General features: G+C 64.1%; 22 protein-coding genes and 1 pseudogene. 15 read left to right on the forward strand and 8 right to left on the reverse strand.

Annotated features, from left to right (window positions below; all coding sequences use genetic code 11):
- Nucleotides 1-48 precede the first annotated feature (48 nt).
- The 3 genes from ACZ5BM_RS10315 to ACZ5BM_RS10325 all read left to right on the forward strand — a co-directional run bounded on the left by ACZ5BM_RS10315 (nt 49) and on the right by ACZ5BM_RS10325 (nt 3,892).
- Nucleotides 49-2,406: a TonB-dependent receptor gene (locus tag ACZ5BM_RS10315; protein ID WP_498907827.1), complete on the forward strand. Its 2,358-nt coding sequence runs from the start codon at nt 49-51 to the stop codon at nt 2,404-2,406.
- A 12-nt stretch (nt 2,407-2,418) separates the two neighbouring features.
- The gene (locus ACZ5BM_RS10320; protein WP_498907828.1) at nt 2,419-3,549 is read left to right on the forward strand and encodes a glycerophosphodiester phosphodiesterase; all 1,131 of its coding nucleotides are present in this window, start codon (nt 2,419-2,421) and stop codon (nt 3,547-3,549) included.
- Nucleotides 3,550-3,727: 178 nt separating this feature from the next.
- Nucleotides 3,728-3,892: a hypothetical protein gene (locus tag ACZ5BM_RS10325; protein WP_498907829.1), complete on the forward strand. Its 165-nt coding sequence runs from the start codon at nt 3,728-3,730 to the stop codon at nt 3,890-3,892.
- 15 nt (nt 3,893-3,907) lie between these two features.
- Here the strand turns inward: ACZ5BM_RS10325 and ACZ5BM_RS10330 are convergent.
- Nucleotides 3,908-4,656 (reverse strand): IS5 family transposase gene (locus ACZ5BM_RS10330; RefSeq protein WP_498907830.1). Its coding sequence is split into 2 segments (ribosomal slippage): nt 3,908-4,326 and nt 4,326-4,656, totalling 750 coding nucleotides; the frame shifts between segments, so codons are not numbered across the junction.
- A gap of 179 nt (nt 4,657-4,835) precedes the next feature.
- A complete protein-coding gene (locus tag ACZ5BM_RS10335; RefSeq protein ID WP_498907831.1) occupies nt 4,836-5,018 on the reverse strand; it encodes a hypothetical protein in 183 nt (60 codons plus the stop codon).
- Between the two features lie 97 nt (nt 5,019-5,115).
- On the opposite strand from ACZ5BM_RS10335, the gene ACZ5BM_RS10340 reads away from it, so the two are divergent.
- Nucleotides 5,116-5,439 (forward strand): hypothetical protein, encoded by a 324-nt coding sequence (locus ACZ5BM_RS10340; protein WP_498907832.1) that lies wholly within the window; start codon nt 5,116-5,118, stop codon nt 5,437-5,439.
- 24 nt (nt 5,440-5,463) lie between these two features.
- Here ACZ5BM_RS10340 and ACZ5BM_RS10345 read toward each other — a convergent pair whose 3' ends face one another.
- Nucleotides 5,464-6,567, reverse strand: a complete 1,104-nt coding sequence (locus ACZ5BM_RS10345; protein ID WP_498907833.1) for a 2-aminoethylphosphonate--pyruvate transaminase — start codon at nt 6,565-6,567, stop codon at nt 5,464-5,466.
- A 120-nt stretch (nt 6,568-6,687) separates the two neighbouring features.
- Here ACZ5BM_RS10345 and ACZ5BM_RS10350 point away from each other — a divergent pair, with 120 nt between their 5' ends.
- From ACZ5BM_RS10350 to ACZ5BM_RS10370, 5 genes and pseudogenes are all read left to right on the forward strand, one after another.
- Nucleotides 6,688-7,734: a lysylphosphatidylglycerol synthase transmembrane domain-containing protein gene (locus tag ACZ5BM_RS10350; RefSeq protein WP_498907835.1), complete on the forward strand. Its 1,047-nt coding sequence runs from the start codon at nt 6,688-6,690 to the stop codon at nt 7,732-7,734.
- Nucleotides 7,731-8,369, forward strand: coding sequence for a CDP-alcohol phosphatidyltransferase family protein (locus ACZ5BM_RS10355; RefSeq protein ID WP_498907837.1), 639 nt, complete (start codon nt 7,731-7,733; stop codon nt 8,367-8,369). Before ACZ5BM_RS10350 ends, ACZ5BM_RS10355 begins: the two co-directional genes overlap by 4 nt.
- A gap of 6 nt (nt 8,370-8,375) precedes the next feature.
- The gene (locus tag ACZ5BM_RS10360; RefSeq protein ID WP_498907839.1) at nt 8,376-10,988 is read left to right on the forward strand and encodes an MMPL family transporter; all 2,613 of its coding nucleotides are present in this window, start codon (nt 8,376-8,378) and stop codon (nt 10,986-10,988) included.
- Nucleotides 10,989-11,122: 134 nt separating this feature from the next.
- Nucleotides 11,123-11,296, forward strand: a pseudogene (locus ACZ5BM_RS10365) (transposase); the annotation flags it as partial.
- A 97-nt stretch (nt 11,297-11,393) separates the two neighbouring features.
- Nucleotides 11,394-11,753, forward strand: coding sequence for a transposase (locus tag ACZ5BM_RS10370; protein ID WP_498911572.1), 360 nt, complete (start codon nt 11,394-11,396; stop codon nt 11,751-11,753).
- 98 nt (nt 11,754-11,851) lie between these two features.
- Here the strand turns inward: ACZ5BM_RS10370 and ACZ5BM_RS10375 are convergent, their stop codons facing one another.
- Together ACZ5BM_RS10375 and ACZ5BM_RS10380 are read right to left on the reverse strand one after the other, a co-directional pair.
- Complete coding sequence (locus tag ACZ5BM_RS10375) at nt 11,852-12,409, reverse strand: flavodoxin family protein (protein WP_498907840.1); 558 nt, start codon at nt 12,407-12,409, stop codon at nt 11,852-11,854.
- Between the two features lie 188 nt (nt 12,410-12,597).
- Nucleotides 12,598-12,951, reverse strand: coding sequence for a DoxX family protein (locus ACZ5BM_RS10380; RefSeq protein ID WP_498907841.1), 354 nt, complete (start codon nt 12,949-12,951; stop codon nt 12,598-12,600).
- A gap of 153 nt (nt 12,952-13,104) precedes the next feature.
- On the opposite strand from ACZ5BM_RS10380, the gene ACZ5BM_RS10385 reads away from it, so the two are divergent.
- From ACZ5BM_RS10385 to ACZ5BM_RS10405, 5 genes are all read left to right on the forward strand, one after another.
- Nucleotides 13,105-14,013: a LysR family transcriptional regulator gene (locus ACZ5BM_RS10385; protein ID WP_498907843.1), complete on the forward strand. Its 909-nt coding sequence runs from the start codon at nt 13,105-13,107 to the stop codon at nt 14,011-14,013.
- A gap of 88 nt (nt 14,014-14,101) precedes the next feature.
- The gene (locus ACZ5BM_RS10390; protein WP_498907845.1) at nt 14,102-14,620 is read left to right on the forward strand and encodes an IS5 family transposase; all 519 of its coding nucleotides are present in this window, start codon (nt 14,102-14,104) and stop codon (nt 14,618-14,620) included.
- 392 nt (nt 14,621-15,012) lie between these two features.
- Nucleotides 15,013-16,209, forward strand: coding sequence for a DegT/DnrJ/EryC1/StrS family aminotransferase (locus tag ACZ5BM_RS10395; RefSeq protein ID WP_498907846.1), 1,197 nt, complete (start codon nt 15,013-15,015; stop codon nt 16,207-16,209).
- A 74-nt stretch (nt 16,210-16,283) separates the two neighbouring features.
- Nucleotides 16,284-17,009 (forward strand): class I SAM-dependent methyltransferase, encoded by a 726-nt coding sequence (locus ACZ5BM_RS10400; protein WP_498907847.1) that lies wholly within the window; start codon nt 16,284-16,286, stop codon nt 17,007-17,009.
- Entirely contained in the window at nt 17,006-18,388 is a 1,383-nt protein-coding gene (locus ACZ5BM_RS10405; protein ID WP_498907849.1) for a discoidin domain-containing protein, read from the forward strand. The genes ACZ5BM_RS10400 and ACZ5BM_RS10405 overlap by 4 nt, the downstream gene beginning before the upstream one ends.
- Nucleotides 18,389-18,564: 176 nt before the next feature.
- Here the strand turns inward: ACZ5BM_RS10405 and ACZ5BM_RS10410 are convergent, their stop codons facing one another.
- From ACZ5BM_RS10410 to ACZ5BM_RS10420, 3 genes are read right to left on the reverse strand one after another with little or no spacing between them, the layout of a single operon-like run.
- The gene (locus tag ACZ5BM_RS10410; RefSeq protein WP_498911707.1) at nt 18,565-18,894 is read right to left on the reverse strand and encodes a hypothetical protein; all 330 of its coding nucleotides are present in this window, start codon (nt 18,892-18,894) and stop codon (nt 18,565-18,567) included.
- Nucleotides 18,857-19,570, reverse strand: a complete 714-nt coding sequence (locus ACZ5BM_RS10415; RefSeq protein ID WP_498907851.1) for a copper resistance protein B — start codon at nt 19,568-19,570, stop codon at nt 18,857-18,859. Before ACZ5BM_RS10415 ends, ACZ5BM_RS10410 begins: the two co-directional genes overlap by 38 nt.
- 29 nt (nt 19,571-19,599) lie before the next feature.
- The gene (locus ACZ5BM_RS10420; protein WP_498907853.1) at nt 19,600-21,387 is read right to left on the reverse strand and encodes a copper resistance system multicopper oxidase; all 1,788 of its coding nucleotides are present in this window, start codon (nt 21,385-21,387) and stop codon (nt 19,600-19,602) included.
- Nucleotides 21,388-21,949: 562 nt separating this feature from the next.
- Here ACZ5BM_RS10420 and ACZ5BM_RS10425 point away from each other — a divergent pair.
- A complete protein-coding gene (locus ACZ5BM_RS10425) occupies nt 21,950-23,008 on the forward strand; it encodes a purine nucleoside permease (protein ID WP_498907855.1) in 1,059 nt (352 codons plus the stop codon).
- The last annotated feature ends 11 nt before the right edge of the window (nt 23,009-23,019 follow it).

Raw genomic sequence — 23,019 nt, forward strand, 5'->3', positions numbered from 1 at the left:
GGGACTTTAGCTCACACGCCTGTCATCGCCCGACAGGATATAACAACCGTGTTGTCCCGTTTCCTGCTTTCCTCCAGCGCCCTCTGCGCCACGCTCTCCTTGCTGCTGCCGATGGGACACGCCCAGGCGCAGACGACGCAGTCCAGCGCCGCCAGAACGGCCAAGGACAATGAAACGGTGATGGTCGTCGCCAAGCACTCCGCGCGTTCTGCGGTGTCGCTGAGCGGCCGAGAAATCCAGAAGATCCTGCCAGGTATCAATCCGCTGAAGGCGCTTCAGACTCTTCCAGGCGTGGTCTACGAGACCTCGGACCCGTGGGGAAACAACGAACAGAACATCACCCTGTTCATCCACGGATTCAACGCGCAGCAGCTCGGCTACACGCTGGACGGCGTTCCGCTCGGCGACCAGAATTACGGCAACTTCAACGGTCTCTCGCCGCAGCGCGCCGTGATCAGCGAGGACGTGTCGCGGGTGACGCTGTCGTCGGGCGCGGGCGATCTCGCCACCGCGTCCACCAGCAATCTCGGCGGCACCATCGACACCTTCACCTCCGATCCGAAGAAGACATTCGGCGGACAGGTCGCGCAGACCTTCGGCTCCTATGACACCTACCGCACCTTCGCGCGTGTCGACACCGGTCTGTTCGGTAACGGCAATGCTGCCTATGTCGCGTTCGCCAGACAGGATGCGCGCGCCTGGGACTTCAACGGTCAGCAGGGCGGCTATCAGGTCAACGGCAAGTTCGTGCACGAGGATTCGCGCGACAAGCTCACGTTCTATTTCGACTACTCAACCAAGATCGAGCCGAACGAAGACTCCACCAGCCACGTCGCCGGCGAAACCAGCGCGCCCTACACGCGCCCGTTCTTCTACCCCGACTTCAACAGCGCGCTGAACTACCTCAGCGCCACCGGCGCCACGCCGAAATCCGCGGGCGCCAACTACAGGAATTACTACAGCGACGCCCAGCGCGAGGATGCGCTCGCCTACGCCAAGCTCGATCACCACTTCACCGATAATCTGGTGTGGTCGAACCAGTTCTACTACCACCACGACAACGGCGTCGGCGTCGTCGCCGGCCCGATCAGCGCGGCCGGCCTTCCGGCCCTTTTCAACGTGTATTTCCCCGGCCAGAACCTGAAGCAGATCTTCGGCAATTCCGGTTACGCCACGCGCACCACCGAATATCTCATCAACCGCGGCGGCTATATCGGCGCACTGGACTGGACCCTCGGGCGGCACACGTTGGAAGCCGGGCTCTGGATCGAGCGCAACAGCTCGTCCGCGATCCGCCGCTGGTATCCGCTGTTCGCGAACGATCCGTCCACGCCCTATCAGCGTCCCGACGGCTCTCTGATCACGCAGTATTACAGCCAGGTCGCCGATACGGTCGTGCAGACCCATATCCAGGACGACTGGCGCATCCTGCCGACGCTGCAGTTGCAGGCGGGCTTCAAGAGCAGCCTGCAATATGCGAGCGGACAGGTTCCGGTTCAGCCGAAGCTCGGTTCGCTGGTCGGTTCCACCGGCATGCCGGTCGGCAACATCGACACCGAGATGGCGTTCCTGCCCGATTTCGGCGCGGTCTGGGACATCACCCATCACGAGCAGCTCTTCGCCAACATCCAGAAGAACGTGCGCCAGTATCAGGTCTATGGCGGCGGCGGTGCGTCGCCCTTCAGCGTCGGCAGCCAGGGCGCGTTCGATCTCTTGAAGCGGACCGGCAAGCCGGAAACCTCCTGGACCTACGAAATCGGTCTGCGCGAGCACCGCGACCTGCATTTCGGTCCGCTGACCGGCATCCAGGGTCAGGCCAGCTATTACCACGTCGATTTCTCCAACCGGCTGCTCAGCATCAGCCCGACGCCGGTGATCACCTCCATCATCGGCGGCGCCGCGATCCTGGAGAACGTCGGCAGCGTCACGACGGATGGCGCGGACGTCGCCGCCACCCTGCTGTTCGGCCCGCATTTCTCGATCTACGACGCGATTTCGTACAACAAATCCGTCTATAACGATAACTACCAGTCCGGCTCCAGCACCGTTCTGACGTCGGGCAAGAACGTGCCCGGCACGCCCGCCTGGTTGAACAAGAGCGTGATCGCCGCCAATTACGGTCCGTTCGATGCGCAGCTCAGCGGCGACTATGTCGGCAAGCGCTATGCCACCTACACCAACGATCTGTCGGTGAAGAGCTACTTCCAGCTCAACCTCGAGGCGGGATACCGCATTCCGCTTCCGGCGCGCGCCTACCTCAAGGACATCTACATCCAGGGCAACATCACCAACCTGAACAACCAACGTGGCGTGTCCACGGTTGTTGTCGGCGCCGCTTCCGGGACCTACAACACCTTCCCGATCCCGCCGCGCATGTATTTCGTCACCCTGTCGACCCATTTCTGAGAGATGAATGCAATGATGTCCTCGTCCAGACGCGCGCTTCTGGCCGGGGGCGTCTCGTTCGCCGCCGGCCTCGCTTCGGTTCGCACCTCGCATGCGGCGGAACCGGACGCGACACCGTCCCTGGCACCCAAGGTGCTGGTGATCGGCCATCGCGGTGCCTGCGCGCTGCGCCCCGAACACACGCTTGCCTCCTACGCGCTGGCGATCGAGGACGGCGCCGACTTCGTCGAACCGGATCTGGTGCCGACCAAGGACGGCGTGCTCGTCGCACGTCATGAAAGCAACATCGCCGAGACCACCGACGTCGCGGAGCGACCCGAGTTCGCCTCGCGCCGCACCACGCGTACCATCGACGGCGTCACCGAAACCGGCTGGTTCACCATCGACTTCACCCTGCCGGAACTGAAGACGCTTTGGTGCCGCGAGCGTCTGCCGAAGCTGCGGCCGCAGAACACGCGCTACAACGACCAGTTCCAGATCGTCACTTTCGAGGAGATGATGGATTTCGTCGCGGCCGAGTCCGCCGCCCGCGGCCGTCCCATCGGCCTGATCCCGGAGCTCAAATCCACTCCGTTCTTCCGCAGCGTCGGCCTGCACACGGAAGACTTGTTCCTGCGCACGATGGAGCGCCACCGCACCGCCTTCGACGGCCCGCTGGAAATCCAGTGCTTCTACGGCGACAGCCTGCGCATCCTGCGCCAAAACCTCGGCCGCGCGCACAAGAACATCCGTCTGATGCAGCTCATGGATCAGCCCGGTGGACGTTTCCTGTCCGGTCCCGGCAATGCCCGGTTCACCAGCTGGGCCGACATGATGGGTCCGCGTGGCCTCGTTGAAGTTGCCACCTACGCTGACGTCATCGGTCCCAACAAGGACGCGATCATCCCGCCCACTGCCGACAAACGCATGGGAACCCCGACTGCGCTGGTCCGCGACGCCCATGCGGCCGGCCTACTGGTGCACCCGTTCACCTTCCGCCCGGAGAACCACTTCCTGCCTACGGATTGCCGCAACGGCGCAGGCGATGGCGCGCGCAATCCTGAAGGTTCGATCAAGGAAATCCGCGCCCATATCCATGCTGGGATCGACGGCTTCTTTACCGACGATCCCGCCATCGGCCGTCAGGCGGTGGATCGGATCTAAGGTTTGTCACGGAGAGCCTGCTTGTTCTGAGAAAGAAGAAGCAGGAAGACTTCTGTCCGTTTGAGTGCGGTGGCAGCAGCGCGCGTCTCTCAACGGATGGACGGCGACGCTATCGCCCCGTGCTCCATGGGAAATACCCACTTGGATGATGCAGAAAGGTTAGTTCCGGCTATGGCGCGTGCTGGACGGGCTTTTCGATATCATTGCTGGACGGTCAGCCATCGAATTCATTGCCGAACGCTTCAAGGATCGACCTGATCGTCTTTTGCGGTGGATCGGCTGGCTTGTTTCGGTGCTCGTAGCATCGCTTTTCCTCGCCATGCTGGCGTTCGGCCGCTCCTAGGCTCCGGACTCACAATCACCAGATGACGGTTGCGGCGAGGCAGACGGCGGTATCGTATGTGACGGCGAGTTTGTCGTATCTGGTGGCGATGCGTCGGTAGTCTTTGAGGCGCGAGAACGTGCGCTCGATGACGTTGCGACGCCTGTAGAGGGTGCGATCGAACGGAAACGGCTGCTTGCGAGTGGCAGTGTTCGGGATCACCGGCATGGTGCCGCGCTCGATCAGGAACGCCCGCAGAGCACTGCTGTCGTAGGCGGCGTCTGCGGCCAGGATGCGAGAGGGCGGAACCTGGCGGATCAAGCCGATCGCCATTGGCGCGTCTCCGCGCTGCCCGGGCGTGATAGCCAGTGCGACGGGTCGCCCATGTTCGTCGACCAGCGCGTGCAGTTTGGTGGTGCGCCCGCCGCGCGACCGACCAATCGCCTGCGTCAGTGCCCCCCTTGGCCGCCCGCGGCACAGCGGTGAGCCTTGGCGTGGGTGCTGTCCAGCATCAATTCGGACGCCGGCCCACCCGCTTCTGCCAGTTGCTGAAACGCCCCGCGCCAGACGCCGGCCCGGGCCCAGCGGACCCATCGGTTGTAGAGCGTCTTGCGAGGTCCATAGACGCCGGGTGCATCGACCCAGCGGCCACCGCTCAGCAGCACGTGGATAATCCCCGAGATGACGCGGCGATCATCCACCCGCGGCACACCGCGCGGCTTGTTCGGCAACAGCGGCTGAAGCCGCGCCATCTGCGCCTCGGTCAGCCAGAACAGGTCCGCCATCACACGATCCTCCCTGAGAACCGTGAATCACACCCCGCCGCGTCGCTCCAAGAAATTTATGGGTCCAGAACCTAGGCTGGTGGTATCCGATCCATCGTCACGCACGGCGATGCGGGCGCCCCCGTCGAAGGCGCTCCGCATCTATCCGTGGCTAGAGATGTTTTCCCCGACCGGAAGGCTTACGGGCCGCCGGCGCCGCGGAACAGCAGGATTACGACGACCACGATCAGAATGATCGGCAGAAGTCCGAGCCCATTGAAACCGCGGCCGCCCGAGCGCGAGCCGCCATACCAGCCGGACCTGAACCCGTATCCGCCGCCGCCCAAGGCGAGGATCAACAGGATGATAAGCAGAAGAGTCATGAACGTTTCTCCGAGTCCCGGCGAACGGAACGCGGGGAAGCCCGGATCGTTCGTCCCCGCAACGACATAACGTCGGATCGAAAGCACGGGCGAAACGATGCCAGGTGACGACGCTGAAACCTGGCTTCTGGAGGAGGGCGGCGAGGTCATCAAGCGGATGGCCGCCGAGGGCTATGCCGCCCTCTCGCCACATGACCGGCTGATCTACTGCCTCTGGGTCGCCGATTACGGCATGCGCAACGCCGGCGACCTCGTCACCGCGGCCGACCTGCACGCGCCCTTTCTGGACGATGGCCGCTCCGCCGCCCGGGAGCTCGGACTTCCGGTATCGTCGGCCGCATTCTCCCTCACCTCCGAGGAGCTCGAACGGCGCTATTTCGGTCTGTTCGACGGAATGATCGCCGAGATCAAAGCCGAATAGCCGCGCCGGCCGGAACGGGCGTTTTCAGCCCATCACCGCCTCGATTGCCTCCAGCACGCGCCGCATATCCGCGGCGTCGATCGCGCCGATGCAGCCGATCCGGAAACTCGGCTCCCGCGTCAGCTTGCCCGGATACAGCACGATCCCGCGCTCCTGCAGGCGCGCGTAGAACGACCCGAAATCGAACGGCGGACCCGGATCGCGGAACGTCACGATGATCGGCGCCTGCAATGCGGGCGGCAGGAAACACCGGAACCCCAGCGCCTCCATTCCATCCACCAGCATACGGTGCAGACGCGCGTAGCGCGCGCCGCGCGCCGCAACACCCCCCTCCGCGTCGAGCTGATCCAGCGCCGAATCCAGAGCCGCCGCCACCTGCACGGGCGGGGTGAAGCGCCATTGCCCGTTGCTGCGGAACCCCTCCGCCTGCGCATGCAGATCGAGGCTCAAACTGTGCGCATTGCCCGCACAGCGCGCCAGATGCGAGCGTTCCGCCACCACGAAGCTGATCCCCGGCACTCCTTCCAGCCCCTTGTTGGAGGACGCCATCACCGCGGACAGGCCCAGACGCGACGCATCGATCGGCAGTGCGCCGAACGCGCTCATCGCATCCACCAGCAGGCGCCGCCCGTGTCGGCGCACCACCTCCGCCACCTGCTCCACCGGATTCAGCAACCCGCTGGTGGTCTCGCACTGCACCACCGCCACATCGGTGATGGTCCGGTCGGCCGACAGCGCCCGGTCCACTGCGTCGGGGTCAACGGGGTGGTCCTCGTTCCACTCCAGCACGGCGTGGTCGCGCCCGATCCTGCGCAGCATTTCCACCATGCGGCGGCCGTAGGCGCCGTTCACCAGCACCAGGGCGCGCCCGTCGCGCGGCACCAGCGTGCCCAGAGCCGCTTCCACCGCGAACGTGCCGCTGCCGGCCAGAAGCACCGTCTCGTGCGTGTCGGCACCGCCGGCCAGAGCCGCGAGACGGCTGCGCAGACGGCCGGTCAGGGCGATGAAATCGTCGTCACGCGAGCCCCAGTCGCGCCCCAAAGCTGCCCGCGTGGCGTCGCTGGTGGTCAGCGGACCCGGGGTGAGAAGCAGCGTGCGGGGGTGGGGCGTGCTGATCGTGGTTCTCAAGAAAGCCGGGCTCCGTTACAGATCGACGTTCCTGCCTCAACCGGGCCGGAACCGCCAGCGCTTCCGTGTCGCGCCCGGGCGGCGCTTCTTTCCGCACGAGGCCAGACGGATTTCCAACGCATGAAGCTGCTCACCCTGTTCGGCGGTGCGCTCGGCGCGGCCCTGACGGTCTGGCTGCTGTCGCGCTTCGGCCTCGACCACGTGCTGTCCCTGCTGGGACAGGCCGGATGGGGCATCGTGGTGGTGATGGCGTTCCATCTGGTGCAGGTGCTGTTCTCGGCGGCGGGCTGGCGCGCCATCTCCGGCGCCACCGTGCCGCGTCCTTCCTTGCGCGACTTCATGTTGCTGCGCTGGGTGCGGGAAGGGGTGAACAATCTCCTGCCGGTGGCGCAGGTCGGCGGTGAATTCGCGGTGGTGGCGCTGCTCCGGCGCCGCGGCGTGCCGCTGGTGCAGGCCACGGCCGGCACGGTCTGCGACCTCACCATGGAGATGCTGACCCAGATCGTCTTCACCATCTCCGGTCTGCTGATGCTGCTGCATCTGCTGGGCCGCAGCCAGGTCACGGACGAGGTGGTGGGCGGAATCGGCGTCGCCGTGCTGGTCGGCGTGGCCTTTCTCGGCGGCCAGTGGCTCGGCCTCGCCAGGCTGCTCGAAACCGGGATGATGAAGCTGGCCGGCCAGTTCGGCTGGAACGGCATGGGCGAGATCCAGGGCCTGCACGACGCCCTGCTGTCGCTCTACAAGAAGCCCCGGAACGTGTTCTGGGCCGCGTTCAACCAGATGGTCAGCTGGCTGCTCGGCGCGGTCGAGGTGTGCCTCGCTCTGCACTATCTCGGCCATGATCGCGGCCTCGGCGCCGGTCTGGTGATCGAGGCGCTGGGCCAGGCCGTGAAGGCCGCGGGCTTCGTGGTGCCGGGCGCGCTCGGCGTCAGCGAAGGCGGCTTCGTGGTGGTGGGCGGCCTGTTCGGCATCCCACCCGCAGCATCGATCGCTCTTGCCCTGATCAAGCGCCTGCGCGAGATCGTGCTCGGCCTGCCGGCGCTGGCCGCATGGCAATGGCTGGGCCATTCCTGGAAACCGATCGCGGCCGGAACGCCGGCCGTGAAAACAACCGAATACAGGGAGGCCGAACTCGAAGCCGCCCTCGATGACGGGAGCGCGTCTTGAGCAACGATACCTGGACCCATGGCATGGCCCGCGCCGTGGTGCGCCCCCTGATCGGCACCGGCATCACGCCCAACCACCTCACCACGCTGCGCCTTCTCACCGGCCTCGCCGGCTGCTTCTGCCTCGCGGCGGCGCCTTACGGCACGCATCACGCGGCGCTGATCGGCTGGGGGGGCGCCCTCTGGGTGCTGTCCGCTTTCCTGGACCGCGCCGATGGCGAGCTGGCCCGGATCGGCAACATGATGAGCCCGGGCGGCCATCGATACGATTATCTGGTCGATAACGGCATCAACTGCCTGTTCTTCCTGTGCATCGGTATCGGCCTTACCCACGCGCATCTGTTCTCCCATCACGCTCTCGGCGGCTGGGCGGTCGCGCTCGGCGTGCTCGCCTCCGGCGCCATGTTCGCCTGCAACTGGATGAGCGAACGCTACGAGGAACGCGTGCCCGGAGAGCGCACCTTCGAGGGCGCATGGGGCTTCCATCCCGACGATGCGCTCTATCTGCTCGGGCCGGCCGCATGGCTTGGCCTGCTGCTGCCGATCCTGATCGGCGCCGCGATCGGCACCACGGTCATGGCGATCATCGTCGCCACCAAGCTCGCGCGCCTTCCCTCCACGGCCGCGGTGGGCTGACGGATCATGTCCGGCTCCTCGCGCCATAACGGCCTGCCCAACGCTCTCGGCACGCTGGCCGCCTTCTGCTCCAGGCGCGCCGGTCTGGTGGTGGTGCTGACCCTGCTGCTTGCCATCGGCGCCGTGCTCGCTACCAAGACGCGCCTCGGCGTCACCACCGATACCGGCGGGCTGTTCTCGGCCAAGCTGGAATGGAAGAAGCGCCAGCACGAGCTGCAGAAGGATTTCCCGCAGGGCGAGGACCAGCTCGTCGCCGTGGTGCAGGGCGAGATCCCCGAAGAGTCTCAGGAAAGCGCCCGCGAACTCGCCGACGCCCTCCAGCGCGATACCGCGCATTTCAAAACGGTGCGCACGCCCGGACAGGTGCCGTATCTCCAGAAGAACGGCCTGCTGTTTCTCGATCCCAAGCCGCTCTCCGAACTGCTCGACAAGACCATCCAGGCGCAGCCCTTTCTCGGCTCTCTCGCCGCCGACCCCTCCGCACGCGGTTTGTTCACCGCGATCGGCCTGATCGGCGAAGGCGTCGCACGCGGGCAGGCCAATCTGCAGAATTTCGCGGGCTCGCTGGACGGGTTCGCGGACAACCTCGCCGAAGCCGCCGCAGGCCACCCGACACCCCTCTCTTGGGAGCGGCTGTTGTCCGGAAAGCTCGCCGATCTGGGCGGGCGCTACAGCTTCGTGGTCACGCAGCCGCGCCTCGACTACGGCTCGTTCCAGCCCGGCGGCGTCGCCACGGCCGCGATGCGCCGGGCGATCGACCAACTCGAATTCATCAAGCAGGGCAGGGTGCATGTCTACCTCACCGGCCAGGTCGCGCTGGACGACGAGGAGTTCGCCACCGTCGCTCAGGGCATGGTGGTGGGGCTGATCGGCTCGCTGGTGCTGGTCGCGCTCTGGCTGATCCTCGCCGTGCGCACATGGCGCGTCATCGTGCCGATCCTGTCCACGCTGGTGCTGGGTCTCTTGTTCACGACCGGTTTCGCCGCCCTGGCCGTCGGCACGCTGAACCTGATCTCGGTCGCCTTCGCGGTGCTGTTCGTCGGCATCGCGGTGGATTTCGGCATCCAGTTCTCCGTGCGCTTCCGCGCCCAGAGCTATCCGGGCGGCATCCGGCCGGACTCCCTCACCGCCCTGGCCATGACCGGCCGCGAAACCGGCGTGCAGATCCTGATCGCCGCACTCGCCACCTCCGCCGGCTTCCTTGCCTTCACCCCCACCGCCTTCGTGGGCGTGGCGCAGCTCGGGCTCATCGCCGGCGTCGGCATGCTGATCGCCTTCGCCTGCACGCTGACCGTGCTGCCGGCCTTGCTCACCATGTTCCGCCCCAAGCCGCATCGCGGCGAGGTCGGATTTGCCTGGGCCAGGCCGCTGGACGGCATCCTGCATCGCAACCGTAAGCCGGTGCTGGCCGTGTTCGCGGTGCTGGCGGTGATCGGCGCCTGTTGCATTCCGCTGCTGCGCTTCGACGGAGATCCGCTGCATACCAAGAACCCGGATTCAGAGTCGATGCGCACCCTGCATCTGCTGATGAAGGATCCGACGACGTCGCCCTACAGCGCCGAGGTGCTGGAGCCCAATCTCGCCGATGCCCGCGCATTGGCCGCGAAGTTCGAGAAGCTGCCGCTGGTGCACGACGTGCTCTATCTCGACAGCTTCGTGCCCACCGACCAGCCGGACAAGCTGGCGATGATCGCCGATGCGGCGCAGATCCTGCTGCCGACCATCGGCGTGCCGCCCAGCCTGTCCCCGCCCGACGTCGCCGCCATCCGCGAGGCCGCGAAAAAAACGGTCGCGGCGCTCGATCCGGTGGTGCGCAGCATGAAGCCAACCGATCCGCTCGCGCGGATCGACGCCTCCCTGCATACCTTGTCCGACGCTCCAGACGACGCCCTGCTCGCCGCAAACCACGCGTTGGTCCGCTTCCTGCCGATGCAGCTCGAACAGCTCCGCACGGTGCTCTCCGTCACCCGGCCTGCCACCGAAGCCGATATCCCGGAGGAAATCCGCCGGGACTATCTGCTGCCGGACGGCCGCGCCCATATGGAAATCCACCCCAAGGGCGCGCTGAACGACAATGCGGTGTTGCGTGAGTTCGTGAAGCAGGTCCGCTCGGTGGCGCCCGACGCCTCCGGGGCGGCAGTGACCATCGTGGAAAGCGCCAACACCATCGTGCACGCCTTCGCCGTCGCCGCTTTGTGCGCGCTGCTGGCGATCGGCGCGATCCTGTGGGGGTTCCTGCGCCGCCCGCTGCATGTCGCGCTGGTTCTGGCGCCGCTGATGCTGTCCGCGCTGCTCACGGTGATCCTGGTGGTGTCGATCCCGGAACCGCTGAACTTCGCCAACATCATCGCCCTGCCGCTGCTGCTGGGCGTCGGCGTCTCGTTCAACATCTATTTCGTGATGAACTGGCGCGACGGCCTGCGCGATCCGCTCGGCTCGCCCACGGCGCGCGCGGTGCTGTTCTCCGCACTCACCACGGCCACGGCCTTCGGCTCGCTCGCCGCCTCGCACCATCCGGGCACCGCCAGCATGGGACGCCTGCTGCTGCTCAGCCTGTTCTGCACCCTGGTGGCGACCATGGTGTTCGTCCCGGCCCTCCTGCCGGTGCGCCGCCGCTAGGTCTCGTGGACAAAGCTTGACGGTTTGGAAACTGGTTGATTCAACGCCGCCATTTGGAGGCGGCGTTGGACGACCGGATCGGCACCACGGATGTGGCCTGAGCCGCGAAGCGGATCAAGGCCCTGATCGGGCCATTGCTGCCAGCTGAACGGGGCCGTGGCTGCCGTCCTGCCGGTGACAACCGTCCCTTCTTCGACGGCATGATGTGGATGGCCCGGACGGGCGCGCAGTGGCGCCGGTTGCCGTCCGAATATGGCAAATGGAACAGCGCGTTCCGCCGCTATCGCCGCTGGGTGGAAGCCGGCGTGTTCAATTCCCTGCTGGAGACGCTTGCGGAACTGGCTGGACGCGACCGATCGGCGGACATGATCGACAGCACGGTGGTGCGGGCCCACCACTGCGCCGCTGGTATCAAAAGGAGCTGGGCCGTCCGAGGGGCTCGGTCGGTCGCGCGGTGGGTCCTCCACCAAACTGCATGCGCGATGCGATGCCCGCGGACTGCCGCTCGGCTTCGTGCTAACGCCCGGTCAGGCGCATGACATCCAGGGCTTTGGGCCACTGCTCCGCATGATCGAAGGCCGGGCGCGAAGACTGCTGGCTGACCGCAGCTACGATGTAGATGCTGTCCGTGCGGAGATCACCTTGACCAGCACCCAGGCCGTCATTCCGGCCAAACGCGGCCGCAAGGCGCCCACCCGGCATAGCCAACCGCGTTACGTTTGGCGCAACTGCATCGAACGCATGCTCAACAAACTGAAGAACTGACGCCGTGTCGCAACCCGATACGACAAAACCGCAGCCTCATACTAAGGCTTCGTCTCCATCGCCTCAGCGTTCCTCTGGATCGGCTTTGTCCACGCACGCTAACGAGCGACGGCAAATCGATCGGCCAAGGTGGCGATTCGCGCTCCATAGCCGCGGGCGGTTTCCAGATCGCCCTTGGACATTTCCGCTACGCTGGCGTCGGCGTCCGTCTGGGCCATCGAACCGATATAGCCACCCATGCGATTGGGATCGTCGCGCTTGGCCGCCTTGGTGTTCGACGGTTTGACTGCCAGACTGACCCACAGTCCACCATGCTGGCCCGCCAACAGCACGAAATATTGCAGCGTATTCAGCTTGTCACCGTTGATACTTGCGCTGTTGGTGAACCCACCGAAGAGCTTGTCTTTCCACTTCTCGGAGAACCAGGGCTTCGACGACATGTCGGAGAACTTCTTAAACTGCCAGCTCGGGCCACCCATGTAGGTCGGCGAACCGAAGATGATCGCATCAACGGTCTCCAGGATGGCCCAAGCCTCGTCTGGAATGTTGCCTTCCGCATTGATTTCGATGAGCGTGCCGGCAGCGCCTTCGGCGACAGCCTCTGCCATGCGCTTGGTATGACCATAGCCGGAATGGTAGACGATTGCAGTAGCCATAATTGCTCCCGTGGTCTGCGTCGGTCCGTGATGGGCCGCTGTATGTTTCCCGTAATGGCGTGTCCGCCGCCGCTTACAAAGCCAGCTAAAGAGAACACACTGATCCGACAAAGAGAAACAATGACCGGATGTGGGCAGCAGTATCGCTCGGAGTGATTCTGTTGGGACATAACGACTTCTGACGCCGCTTACCGACGAACGAGCGGTAGAACCTCGCGCAGGCGCGGATCGCGCAAATAAAGACTGGACCACGCGATCATCCCAAGGAAGATCGACAGAATCTCCGGCGGCGATCCGACCTCCCCAAGGCGAACATGGGCGCAGATGGCGCCACCGAGAAAACCCGTTACCATAATCGCACCCAGAACGGCGGTCGCGGGGAGGGCATAGAGCGCGGCACAGCCGACCATGATCGAGCCGAGTAGCGGTCCCATGTTTGGCGGAAAACCTATCTCTCGCATCATCGCGGTCACAGGCGCTGGAGCGAGGAGTTGTGAAAGGCCGTCGGCGAACAAGGCGACGAAGGCGACCCCGGTCATCATTCGCCCCGTCCATGTGCCTCGGTGTGTGGTCGGCATCGGGTATCCTTGTAGTCGCGAGGTTTTGCCGCACGCTTTTACTGTCGCATCAATCCGCAATAAACTATATGAGACTGAACGCTTTGTTGCTGTTATCGGTATCAATCGCAGGCATCCATGCAGAACCTCGAACCGATCCTGATTTTCGTTCGCGTTGCCGAAACGGGGAGCTTCACTCAAGCTGCGCATAGCCTCGGTATTCACAAAGGCAGGGCGTCGACCGCGGTACGCGGCCTCGAAGTGGACGTTGGTACGAGGCTTCTTCATCGTACGACACGGAGCGTGCAGCTTACTGAGGATGGCCGAGTATTCTTCGCGCGTGCACGCGATCTTTTGGTGGAGGTCGACCGCCTTCAGTCCATGTTCGCTGGCGATCGAGCGGCGCTGCGCGGCAGGCTGCGGGTCGACCTGCCGACCGAGCTGGCGCGTACCACGATCGTGCCGGCGCTGCCGGCATTCATGGCTGATCATCCTGACCTGACGTTCGAAATCTCCAGTACCGATCGTCAGGTCGATCTGGTGCAGGAAGGGTTCGATTGCGTCCTGCGCCTTGGGCCGATCGGCGACGACACCCTCATCGCACGTCGGCTCGGTCGTCTCCGCATGGTCAATGCGGCAAGCCCCTCGTATCTCGAGCGCCATGGCGTCCCGATGACCTTGGACGACCTCAAAGCCCAAGGTCACCGCACGATCCACTACAGCCGGACGCTCGGCGCAAAACCTTACGGCTGGGAGTACCCGAGCGGTGAGAATTACGCGACGCTCCATCTACCCGGCGCGCTGCACGTTAATAGCGTACAAACCTACGAGGCAGCCGGGCTCGCCGGGCTGGGCCTGATCCAGGCGCCGCTATCGGGTGTCGGGAGGTATATCGCGGAGGGAACGCTGGTCGAGGTGCTTCCCGATCATCTACCCGAACCGCTCAATGTTGCCCTGGTGGTAGCTCACCGCGACAATCTCTCGCGCCGCATCCGCATTTTCATGGACTGGATAGCCGAGGTCCTCGGACCTTTCGTCGAACGGTGAATAGACGACGTGCGCGAGGATTGCTGCGTACACGAAGCAGCCGACGTATCTAGGTCTCGTAAACAAAGCTTGACGGTTTGGAAACTGGTTGAATCAACGCTGCCATTTGGAGGCGATGTTGGACGATCGGATTGGCACCCCCGCTGTCATCAAAAAGGATGCTGGCCCGTCCGAGGCGCTTGGCCGGTCGCGCGGTGGGTCCTCCACCAAACTGCACGCGCGATGCGATGCGCGCGGACTGCCGCTCGGCGTCGTGCTGACGTCCGGTCAGGCGCACGATATCCAGGGCCTTGGACCTTTGTTCCACATGATCGAGGACAGGGCACGGATGCTGCTGGCCGATCGTAGCTACGATGCAGACGCCGTCCGTGCGGAGATCACCTTCACCGGCACCCGGGCCGTCATTCCGGCCAAACGCGGCCGCAAGGCGCCCTCCCTGCACAGCCGGCCGCATTACGTTTGGCGCAACCTCATCGAACGCATGTTCAACACACTCAAGAACTGGCGACGTGTCGCCACCCGATACGATAAAATTGCCCAGTCCTACCTCGGTTTCGTTTCCATCGCGTCCACGTCCCTCTGGATCGGCTTTGTCCACGGACGCTAGAAACGCCGGATGACCGGATCGTTCTTTCGTCGCATCAATTTCGAAAGAACGATCCGGTGGCATGCGGCTCCGGCATCGATTAAGTTCTGCTGCCGTTTAACGATGTGTTAACTAATATCGATTATTCATGGGAAGCCATTTCACAATTGTATTGCGTATCCAAGATTCCACAACAAGACACCATATACAATATGATGAAATAATAGTTAATCCGATTTATTGTGGTTGACTGTTCAATATATTGGTTTTAACTCAAAGAAAATTAAATCGCTAATTTAGCGTCCCTTTAAACAATAAACTTACTCAGATTCATAATACGACGGTTATATCCAAAATGGATCGCCGTATCGCCTGAATGAATACTTCTGTAAGAATACGGATAGAATTGGTGTATGACCTTGGTTTCGTTCCTGCGCCCTAATCCGCCGCGTCTGTCTGATCTGCGATCCGAACTGGTTCGGCTCGAGAACAGCGGGCGTTTCTCGAATTTCGGACCGGTCAATACGCGATTCGAAACAGAGCTCATCGCACGCATGTTCGGCGGGCAGGGTGCCTGTCTCACCGTCTGCAACGCCACCATCGGTCTTATGCTGGCGATACAGGCCGTTCTCTGGAATCGGGCCGGTGGGGCCGTTCCCGGCAAGGACGGGGCTGCGCCGCGCTATGTCCTGATGCCGTCCTTCACTTTCGCGGCGACCGCACAGGCGGCGGTCTGGTGCGGCCTCGTTCCGCTGTTCTGCGACAGCAGGGCGTCGGACTGGAGCGCCTGTCCTGACGACGAGGAACGTCTGATCGCGAAGTATGGCGACCGGATCGCCCTCATCATGCCCTACGCCACGTTGGGCACGCATATCGATCTCGATCGCTACGAAGCGCTCCGGCGACGCACGGGAATCCCGGTCGTCATCGACGCGGCGGCATCGCTCGGCAGCAACGGTCCGGACGGCAAACAATTCGCGACCGGCTCCGCCCTGCCGGTCGTCTTCTCCATGCACGCCACCAAGGCCTTCGCGACTGCCGAAGGCGGGGTCATCTATGCGAACGACGAGGCTTTGATCGCGCAGATGCGCGTCATGGCGAATTTCGGTTTCGCATCTCCCCGGTCGTCGTCGATGCCCGGCATCAACGCCAAATTGTCCGAAGTTCACGCCCTGCTCGCCCTGGAGAAGCTGAACGTGTTCGAGGCGCTGATGGAGCAGCGTCGACGGGCGTCCGATCTCTACAGGGAACTCCTGCCCGGATGGGAATTCCAGCACGATGCCGGCACGCGGTCGGGCTGTTCCTTCATGCCGGTGCTGTTGCCGCATGCGGTGCTCGAAGACCGTGCAACCATGATCTCGGCATTGCAGCGCGATGGGATCGAGATTGCCGCCTATTTCTCGCCTCACGTCGCCCAGCAGCCGTTTTTCCGGAATTGCCCGAGATCCTCCCTGTCGGTCGCCGACGACATTGCCGCCCGGGTGCTGTCCCTGCCGTTATGGGATGCCATTCCCGACAGCGACGTCCGGTCCGTGTGCGATGCCCTGCGCCAGTACGTTCCGGATCCTCATTTCCTGACGTTTCCCATCCGTCAGGAGATTCGTGCATGACGCCTGCCTTACCGACCCGTGACGGTGCCGGCTCGTCGCTCTATGACGCGCTGGCCTCTTCCTACGATCGCAGCGTGGCGGAACCGACCGTCCGGCGAGTCTACGATTTGTTGTGCCGGGACTATATCGCTGCGCTGCTTCCCCCGAACGGCGGTCACGTCGTCGATGTGGGCTGCGGGACGGGGCGTTGGGCGGAATGGCTGCTTGCACGCGGCGTCGCCGTGACCGGCATCGAGCGGTCTCAGGGCATGGTGGACGTCGTGCGGACCCGTCAGCTCGGACCGAACTTCCATCTGGTCTGCCGGTCCATGGAGGATGCCGAGATCGAGCCCGGAAGTGCCGACCTCGTCATCGCCATCGGCTCGCTGCAATATGCGGATGACCCTGCAGCAGCGTTGCGTAGGATCGTCGGATGGGTGCGTCCTGGCGGCACTGTGGCGGTCATGGTCGACTCGCTCGTCGCCCTGGTGCTCGAGCTGCTGCACTCGGGCCGCGTGCAAGAGGCGTTCGAACGGCTGTCGACGCGCCGTGGCCTGTTCCGTTTCGGCGATCATGCCGCTTCGCTGCATCTCTATGACCGGGCAAACCTGGCTGCAGACATGACGGCAGCCGGGCTGGAATCACTCCGGTTCCACGGCCTGGCAGCCGGGGCCACCGCGATCGGTCGGTCCGGACTCGCGCGCAACATGGCAGAGAACGAGACGGAGACGCTTCGAGCCGAGCGGATCCTGGCCGACGATTCCGCAATGGTCGATTGCGGGCTGCATATCCTGGGCATCGGAACACGGACCGTAGCATGACCTCTCCGTCCGACAGCCTGTCCTATGTCGCCGCGTTTCGGGCCTATAAATGGAACGCCGACATCGCTTTACTCGCGGCGCGGTTCTTCGCGAACTGCCCCGGCGCCAGACACGTCGTTCTCGTGAACGAGGAAAGAGGCGAGATCGATGTCGGACCCTACGAGAAGGTTTCCCATACCCAGGATTTTGGTGCATTCGGGCTTCCCGAGCGGCCGGCCGGTCAATCGCCGTGGTACAACAGTGATTACACCTATCTGTTGTTGCGCATCCGGCTTCCCGGCTACGGCCATTATCTGATCGTCGAGTCCGATGTCGCGGTAAATCTCTCGGTCGAACCGATCATCCGTCACGTCGCGGAACAGAGGATCGACGCGCTGGCGCACCAGATGACTTCGGTGCATCCGGACTGGGTCCATTACGAGGCGTCGCTCGCTCAGGACGATCCGCTCCGCTGCTTCCTGTTCGTTTGCATCTTCTCCGAGAAAGCCCTCGAAGTCCTGCTGACCGGACGGCAGGTATTGGCCAGTCATCCCTCTTTCGAGGAACGCCCGTGGCCTATCTGCGAGTCGTTCGTTCCGACCGTCCTACGAGATGCCGGCCTTCGCATCGCGGAACTGTCGCCCTTTCTCGAGGATGCGAGCCTGCTCCGATACAGGCCCTTTCTGCGGCTGGCCGATCCGAAAACTAGTCGTCCGGGTACGATGGCGCATCCGGTCCTCGGCCCCACGGATCTGGCCACGGCCTTGTTGTATGATCAGTCGCCCACGGACTTTTTCCAGGAGGGCACGGTTCTGCAGGGCTATCTGGCTCAGGAACCGCTCGCCAGCATCGCGACGCCACTGATCGACAGTTTCGCCCGCACGGGCGATCACCGTCCGGTCGCAAGGCTGCATGCCGAGCTTCGCCGTCACGGCGTGCCATTCCCGCATCGCGCCGATCTCGCCTTCGCCAAGCCGGCGATCATCAACGCAGCCAGCCAGTGGTCGCGCGCCGGAGATCCGGTGCTGGACGCATGCGGCGCCAACGGTTCCGTGCTGCACGAGGAATGTGCCTTCCATACCGATGACCGCATCGATGCGTGGTGGCAGGTCGATCTCCTTGACGACTGCATGATCAACCGCGTCGAAATCGTCAATCGTGGCAATTTCTCGGAGCGATTTCAGAATTTCTCCATCTCCGGCAGCACGGATGGATGGAACTGGATCACGCGGCATGTGGAACTCAGAGACACCCCGGTTTCCAGCGACGCGGCAAATCCCTGGTCGCACCACTTCGAAACGCCGTTCAGGGCCCGTTTCGTTCGCGTCTGCCGAGTCGGCGAAACGGGCGTCCTTCACCTGCGGCGCGTCCGCGTTTTTGGCCATGTGATCTACGGCTAGAAAATCGCCCACCCGGCCGGATCGTCGGCACAATCAGGAACACTCTCCTGAGCAGCGAGGCAGAGCGCAGGACGCGATCCACCTGATCGCGCTTCCGTGCTCACCGCCGCTCCCGCCGGCTTTCAGAAAAGGCTGCAAGCGCCGACCCGGGCTCGCCGCTCGCGCCTGGTCCGGCATCAACGATCCAGCGTCGCCGCCGGTGCCGCTGCTGGGCCCCTCTGCCGCTCCATGCGCTGGCACTCCGCCATCAGCTTCATACCCTCCGCCGACATCGGCTGACGATGCGCCATGTCGTCGCGCATCTGCGCGCAGACGCGCATCTTCTCCGCCATGGTCAAGGGTTTCGTCGTCTGGGGCGTCGTCTGCGCGACGGCCGGAGAAACGAGTGCTGCCAGCAGCAGGCTTGCGACGAATGGCCGATCGGTCATGAAGCGCTCTATCTCGATGATGTTAAAAAGAATGGTGCTCTTAAAACCAGGATCGTAACCCGAAGGTGAACCGCACATCACCCGCGCCTTCGCCCCGCCCGCGCGCGAAAGCCTGCGCCTGACCGACATAACCGGCATAGGTCACACCGACATAAGGTGCCAATTTCCGGCTCCACTCATAACGAAGTCGCAAACCGGTATCGATGTCGGATAGGCCCGAGCCGGTCCGTCGCGCCCGATCGGCTTTGCCGTAGACGTTCAACTCTACTTGCGGCTGCAGGATCAACCGGTTCGTCAGCAGCAGATCGTAAGACCCCTGCAATCGGAACGCCGTGCGTCCGCGATCGCTGACATATCCCGTCGCCTCGATATCGAAAAAATAAAGCGACAGACCCTGAACGCCGAACGCGACCCACGTGCGCGTCGGACCGTCATCCAGATCCACACGCACGCCGGCCTGCAAATCGAACCATGTCGAGATCGCCCGATTGAACAACGCCTCGTGTTGCCCGTCACTGAACCGGCCGTTCCTGTCGACGGTTCCTTCCGATTTGACCCAAAGCTTGTTCAGATCGGTACCGATCCAGCCCTGCCCGTCATACCGGAACTGACCATCGCCGCCGGCGCGATCCTCGAACTGCTCCAGGATCGCGTGGGCGTAGATGGCGTTGTCCATCACGGGCGGCATGCCGCCGGGAGACACCATCGCATCCGGCGACTGCGCCGACGCGACACCAGAGCACGCGATCAGCATCGCACTGCTCCACACGCCCGCACGCCTTCTCACGACACCACCACGGTGCGGAACATGCCAAGTTCCATGTGGTACATCAGATGGCAATGGAAAGCCCACCGCCCTGGCACATCGGCGGTCACGAGATAGCTCAACCTCTCCCCTGGCTGCACGATCACCGTATGCTTGTAGGGCCGCAGCGCATCTTCGCCGTTCTCCAGCTCGCTCCATAAACCATGCAGATGGATCGGATGCTCCATCATGGTGTCGTTGATCAGCACGAAGCGAACGCGTTCGCCCAGCAGGATTCGGATCGGCTCGGCCTGCGAGAACTTCTTGCCGTCGAATCCCCAGATATAGCGCTCCATGTTGCCGGTCAGGTGCAGAACGATCTCGCGCGACGGCGGTCTCGGATCGGCTCCCGGACGCGTGGCGCGCAACATCGCATACGTCAACACTCGTCGCCCGTTATGCTCCAGACCGTCACCGGGATCGTTCAGCCGATCGGTCGGCATCATCGCCACGTTGTCGACACCCACGGACCCTTTCAGTCCGACCGCCCCCGACTCCTTTTCAGCCGGCGGATCCATATCCATGCTGCCCATGTCCATGCCCGCCATGGACCCGTCACCCGGTCCCATCTCCATTCCGGGTATCTCGCGCTGGCCCGCGGCGTGCTTCATCGCCGCGTCGCCCCCCATGCTGCCCATCCCCATATCGAGCATGGTCCGCACCGGGCGCGGGTCCATCGGCGGGATCGCCGCCAGCAGCCCCGTTTGCGGCGACAGGGTGCCGCGCGCGTAGCCGGTACGGTCCTCGCTCTGCGCGAAGATCGTGTATGCCCGCGCCTCCTTCGGCCGCACGATCACGTCGTAGGTTTCCGCGACGCCGATGCGGAACTCGTCCACCGGCACCGGCTCGACATCGTTCCCGTCGGCCTGCACCACGACCATCTCCAGCCCCGGAATCCGCACGTCGAACAGCGTCATCGCCGATGCGTTGACGATCCGCAGACGCACCCGCTCTCCAGGTTGGAACAAGCCGGTCCAGTTCGCCTCAGGCGACAAGCCGTTGCAGAGATAGGTGTAGATGGCACCGCTCACATCTGCGATGTCCGTCGCGCTCATGCGCATCCGTCCCCAGCGCAGCCGGTCGTTGATCGTGTGTCCCAGTCCGTTGCGCGCAGCGTCGGAAAAAAACGTACCCACAGTGCGCTGCCGGAAGTTGTAGTAGTCGCTCTGGAACTTCAGATTGCTGACGATCCCGGCCGGATCGGCATTGGTCCAGTCCGACAGCACGATCACATGCTCGCGCTCGGAGCGCTGCGCCTCACCCGCACGCGGTTCCACGATCAGCGCCCCGTAGAGCCCCTGCTGCTCCTGGAAGCCGGAATGGCTGTGATACCAATAGGTGCCGCTCTGGTGCAGCGGAAACCGATAGGTGAACGTCTCGCCCGCAGGAATCCCGGCGAAACTCAACCCCGGCACCCCATCCATGTCGCTCGGCACGCGGATGCCGTGCCAGTGGATCGAGCTGGTTTCGTCCAACGTGTTGTGCACGCGCAACGTCACGATATCGCCCTGGCGCCAGCGCAGGGTCGGCCCGGGCACGGACCCGTTCAAACACGGTGCCATCACCGTGCGTCCGGTAATATTCACAGGAGCCCGACCGATCCGCAGATCGAAATCGTCGCCCGACAAAATCTGCGGTGTCTGCGTCTGCTCGTCGGCGCGGGCACTCCAGCCCGGCATCAACAGCGCCGCGCCCGACAAGGCGGCGCCGCGCACGAAGGTTCGGCGCGACAGGGCGCCGCCTCCGTCAGGAGATCGGAACAACATGGAATCATCTTCCAGAAACCGGAATCGTGAAACCGGTGCGTCGACCGGCGGTGCTGGTTCGGCCTCGCAGCCGTCAGGCTTCCGTTCTGGGCGGCGGTACATCCGGCGGCGCATCCCGCCCGCTCGTCCGGTCACGCGGCACGAGCGCGAAGCATACGCGCAACACACGCGTCGCTGATGGCAGCGCTGATAGGGGCGGCGTGACCCAGCTCACGACGCACCCCGCGCAACATCCAGACTGATGCCCGCAATGGTCCGTGTCGCCGTGTCGATGCGTCTGGAGCGTCGCATGCATCAGAGCCGGCGCCGTGACCGCCTGATGACCGCACCCGGCAGGGTCGGCATGAACAGGTGCCGCGAACAGTAGCATCAAAGGCAGCAGAATCACACGCAGGGCGCGCAGGAAACGGGCATTGGCACGCATTCCTTCCACTTCCTTCGCTTCCGCCAGCCGAGCCTCACCCTATAGCCGGGGAGGGCGACCGCCACCAATCCCTTTCATTCACAACGTGTCGCATCTTTCCGCTTCATTTTCCTGGCGAAAGGAACAAGACTTCCCCGCATGAAGCGCTTCCTCCTCCCCCTTCTTCTGCTCGCCAGCATCCCCGCACGCGCGGCCGAACCGATCCCGATCAAGGTGCTGGTCGTCACCACCTTCGAACTCGGCGCCGACACGGGCGACAAGCCCGGCGAGTTCCAGCGCTGGGTCGAGAAGCTGCCATTGCCCGAGACGGTGCCGTTCCCGCAGGGCTATCGCGCGCTGCGCTTCAACCCGGCGCTCGGCGTGCTCGGAATCGTCACCGGCGAGGGGCCGACACGCGCGGCGGCGTCGATGGAAGCGATCGGTAACGATCCCCGCTTCGATCTCAGCCACACGTACATCATCCTCGCCGGGATCGCCGGGATCGACCCGCGTTTCGGCTCGCCCGGCTCGGCAGTCTGGGCGAAGCACGTGGTCGACGGCGATCTCGCCCACGAGATCGACGCCCGCGAAATCCCCAAGGACTGGACCACCGGCTATATCCCGCTCCAGCGCGCGACGCCGTTCGAGCAGCCGGTGCCGGACGCACAATCCATCTCCGGCTCGTCGATGTTCACCCTCAATCCCGGCCTGGTCGATTGGGCGTTCGGACTGACCCGGAACGTCGCCCTACCGGACACGCCGGTCCTGCGGAAACTCCGCGCGCCCTATCGCGGCTTTCCGGCCGGGCAGAAGCCGCCGGTAGTCGCGATCGGCGATACCCTCGCCGCAGGGACGTTCTGGGTCGGCGCACGCATGAACCGCTGGGCCGAAGATTGGGTGCAGTACTGGACCAAGGGTCAGGGCGTGTTCGCCACGACGGCGGAAGAAGATGCCGGCATGATGCAGGCGCTCACCTTCCTGGCCCAGGTGCGCAAGGTCGATCTCGACCGCGTGCTGGTGCTACGCACCGCCAGCAATTTCGACATGCCGCCGCCCGGCGAGACCCCGGCCGAACTCCTCGCCGCGGAAGCCAAGGAGGGCAGCTATTCCGGCTTCGTCCCGTCTGTCGACGCGGCGTTCGACGTCGGCAGCGTCGTCGTGCGCGAACTCGCGACGCATTGGGACCGCTATCGAGACACGGTGCCGGGCGCACGATGACGGCCGGCGGG

The sequence above is a fragment of the Lichenicola sp. GTC18331 genome, assembly GCF_055386855.1.